This window comes from Methylobacterium sp. WL18 (assembly GCF_008040015.1).
GTDB lineage: Bacteria > Pseudomonadota > Alphaproteobacteria > Rhizobiales > Beijerinckiaceae > Methylobacterium > Methylobacterium mesophilicum.
Map to the genome: position 1 here is coordinate 1 of NZ_VRVD01000633.1, position 2,693 is coordinate 2,693.

Annotated in this window: 3 protein-coding genes and 1 pseudogene; 3 read left to right on the forward strand and 1 reads right to left on the reverse strand. The window is 71.5% G+C overall.

Annotation, left to right across the window (positions count from 1 at the left end):
• The 3 genes from FV228_RS26120 to holA all read left to right on the forward strand — a co-directional run.
• The coding region (locus FV228_RS26120) for an AEC family transporter (protein WP_187277915.1) at nucleotides 1-284 on the forward strand (284 nt) is incomplete at its 5' end.
• Nucleotides 285-405: 121 nt separating this feature from the next.
• Nucleotides 406-951, forward strand: coding sequence for an LPS assembly lipoprotein LptE (gene lptE / locus FV228_RS26125; RefSeq protein ID WP_147857199.1), 546 nt, complete (start codon nucleotides 406-408; stop codon nucleotides 949-951).
• Nucleotides 952-958: 7 nt separating this feature from the next.
• Nucleotides 959-1,990 carry a DNA polymerase III subunit delta gene (gene holA / locus FV228_RS26130; protein WP_147857198.1) on the forward strand — a complete coding sequence of 344 codons (1,032 nt, stop codon included), beginning with the start codon at nucleotides 959-961 and terminating at the stop codon, nucleotides 1,988-1,990.
• A 500-nt stretch (nucleotides 1,991-2,490) separates the two neighbouring features.
• Here holA and FV228_RS26140 read toward each other — a convergent pair.
• Nucleotides 2,491-2,693: pseudogene (locus FV228_RS26140) on the reverse strand (chromosome partitioning protein ParB); the annotation flags it as partial.

The window sequence follows — 2,693 nt, forward strand, 5'->3', positions numbered from 1 at the left end:
AGGCCGACCAGCAGGGCGGCGCGCAGACCCGGGCGGCCGCCCTGCTGGTCGGCCTCAAGCTCGCCGGGCAGCCGCTGTTGGCCTACGGGCTCGGCCGCTTCCTGTTCGACCTGCCGCCGCTGCTGCTGCACGTCGCGGTGCTGATGGCGGCCCTCCCCACCGGCACCGGCCCGTTCATGCTGGCGGAATTCTACCGCCGGGAGGCCGACCTGACCGCCCGGGTGGTGCTGGTCTCGACGATCCTGTCGATCGTCACGGTGTCGGGCTATCTGGCAACGGTCTGAAACCCTTCGACCACGCTCCCGCCGCAGAGGAATCGTAACGGTTGCCGCGTAGCCTCATGGCGCGGCCCTCCCGGTCCGGGCTAAGAGGGGCGGCGACGAAGCGGGGCGGAACGGCGACGTGATGGTGCGTTCGGAAGTATCGGTTGCGGGCCGGATCGGCCGCCTCGCCTGCGTCGCCGGCCTGGCGCTGAGCCTGTCGGCCTGCTTCCGTCCCCTGTACGGGCCGACCGCCTCCGGCGAGACCGTGCAGGCGCTGCTGGCCGCCGTGCAGGTCGACGACGTGGCGATGGCGCAAGGCCAGGAGCGGCTCGGGCATTACCTGCGCAGCGAACTGGTGTTCGAGCTCGACGGGTCGGGCCAGCCGTCGAGCAAGCGCTATCGGCTGAAGCTCTCGGGCTCCGAGATCGTGCAGACCCCGATCGTCTCCTCCACCACCGGCCGCGCCGAGGCCGGCACGCTGGTCGCCAACATCAAGTACAGCCTGGAGGACATGGCCGGCGCCAAGGTCTACACCGAGGGCGTGGCGACCTCGACCGCGACCTACGACCGCTCGGTCCAGCGCTTCGCCAGCCAGCGGGCGGCGCGCGACGCCGAGATCCGCCTGGCCAGCGTGCTGGCGGACCAGATCAAGACCCGCCTCGCGGCCGTGCTGTCGACCAAGCCGTGAGCCGGCTTTGACGGCCGTCAAGGCGGGCGAGATCGAGGGGCTGATCCGGCGCGGGCCCGACCCGCGTATCCCGGTGATCCTGGTCTACGGGCCCGATACCGGCCTGGTCACCGAGCGCGCCCGCAAGCTCGCCGAGGATTTCGTCACCGACCCCGGCGATCCCTTCGCGCTGGTGCGGATCGACGGCGACACCCTCGCCTCCGACCCGGGCCGGCTGTGCGACGAGGCCGGCACGATGGGCCTGTTCGGGGGCCGCCGGTCGATCTGGGTCCGGCCCGGCAGCCGCAACTACGCGCCCGCGGTCGAGGCAGTTCTGGCCGCCGAGATCGCCGACGCGCGCGTCGTCGTGGAGGGCGGCGACCTCGCCAAGAACAACCCGATGCGCGTCCTCTGCGAGCGCTCGGCCCGGGCGCTGGCGATCCCCTGTTACGCCGACGACGAGCGCACGCTCGCCGACCTGATCGACCGCACCCTCCAGGAGCGCGGCCTGCGGATCGACCGGGCCGCCCGGGAGGTCCTGGTCCGCAGCCTCGGCGGCGACCGGCGGGCGAGCCTGATGGAGATCGAGAAGCTGGCGCTCTACGCGGCCGGGGAGGGCACCGTGACCCTCGACCATGTCGAGGCGGTCACCAGCGACGTCGCCGCCAGCGTGCTCAACACCCTGATCGATGCCGCCTTCGACGGGCGCCGCGAGGCGGTGGAGCGCGATTACCGGCGCTTCCGGCACGAGGGGCTGGATCCCGGCGTGGTGCTGGGCTCGGCCCTCCGGCACGCCCTGACCCTGCTGGCGACCCGCCTCGACAATCCGGACAAGACCCCGGCCCTGATGGCTGCGGCCTGGCGGGGCCTGCATTTCAAGCGCAAGGCCAGCATCGAGGGCCAGCTCGCCACCTGGCCGGCCGGCACCCTCCGGCAGGCCGCCAAGGCCCTGCAGGAGGCCGTCCTGGCCTGCCGGCGGGCCGAGCCGGAACTGGCCCACGCTCTGGCCTCCGCGGCCCTGCTGCGGGTGGCGGAGGCGGGGGCGCGGCGGCGGCGTTAGAGCATCGTGTCAGCCTCGCTTCCGAGGAAGCGAAACGGCCTGCATCGATCCCACCCACACCCTCATCCTGAGAGGCTGTGAGTCTTTCGATCGATCGCCCTTCGATTTCCCATGCACCCGACGCCTTAGCAGCGCCAGATTGGCCTATGCCCCCAGCACGAGCCGCGGGCCCCCTCTCCCGTGCGGGAGAGGGGGCGTGTCGCGCTCCGTCATCGACCTGGGCCCAAACCTTCGGGGGAACGTCCCATCTGGGATCGCAGGCCCGGATGAACCTCCCGAGGAATGCAGCAGCGTCATCGTCTGTCGCGAGCGATAAATCGAAAGACTCACAGCCTCTGAGGTGCTGCGGAGCAGCCTCGAAGGAGCCCTCCAGCCAGCCATGCGATCCCTGGAAGCCTCCTTCGAGACCTCCGCTGCGCTCCGGCGCCTCAGGATGAGGGAGATGATTCGGATGCGCGTCGCTGTGCGGCCGGGCGCTGGACGAACCCCGGCAACCGCCGTCAGCCTTCCTCCGGCTCCGACACCTTGAACCGGTTGAGCAGGCCTTCCAGCTCGTCCTGCGTCTCGTAGCGGATGCGGATCTCACCGGATTCCGCGTCCTTGGGCTTGTAGGTCACTTCGACGCCCAGGGCCCGGCGGATCCGCAATTCCAGGTCGCGCACCGGGGCAGGGCGCTCGGCGGAGAGCCGCGGGCGGCCGGGGC

What these genes read in the sequence shown, in the direction of transcription:
- lptE (WP_147857199.1), top strand. Translation starts at nt 406, where the DNA reads ATGGTGCGTTCGGAAGTATCGGTTGCGGGCCGGATCGGCCGCCTCGCC.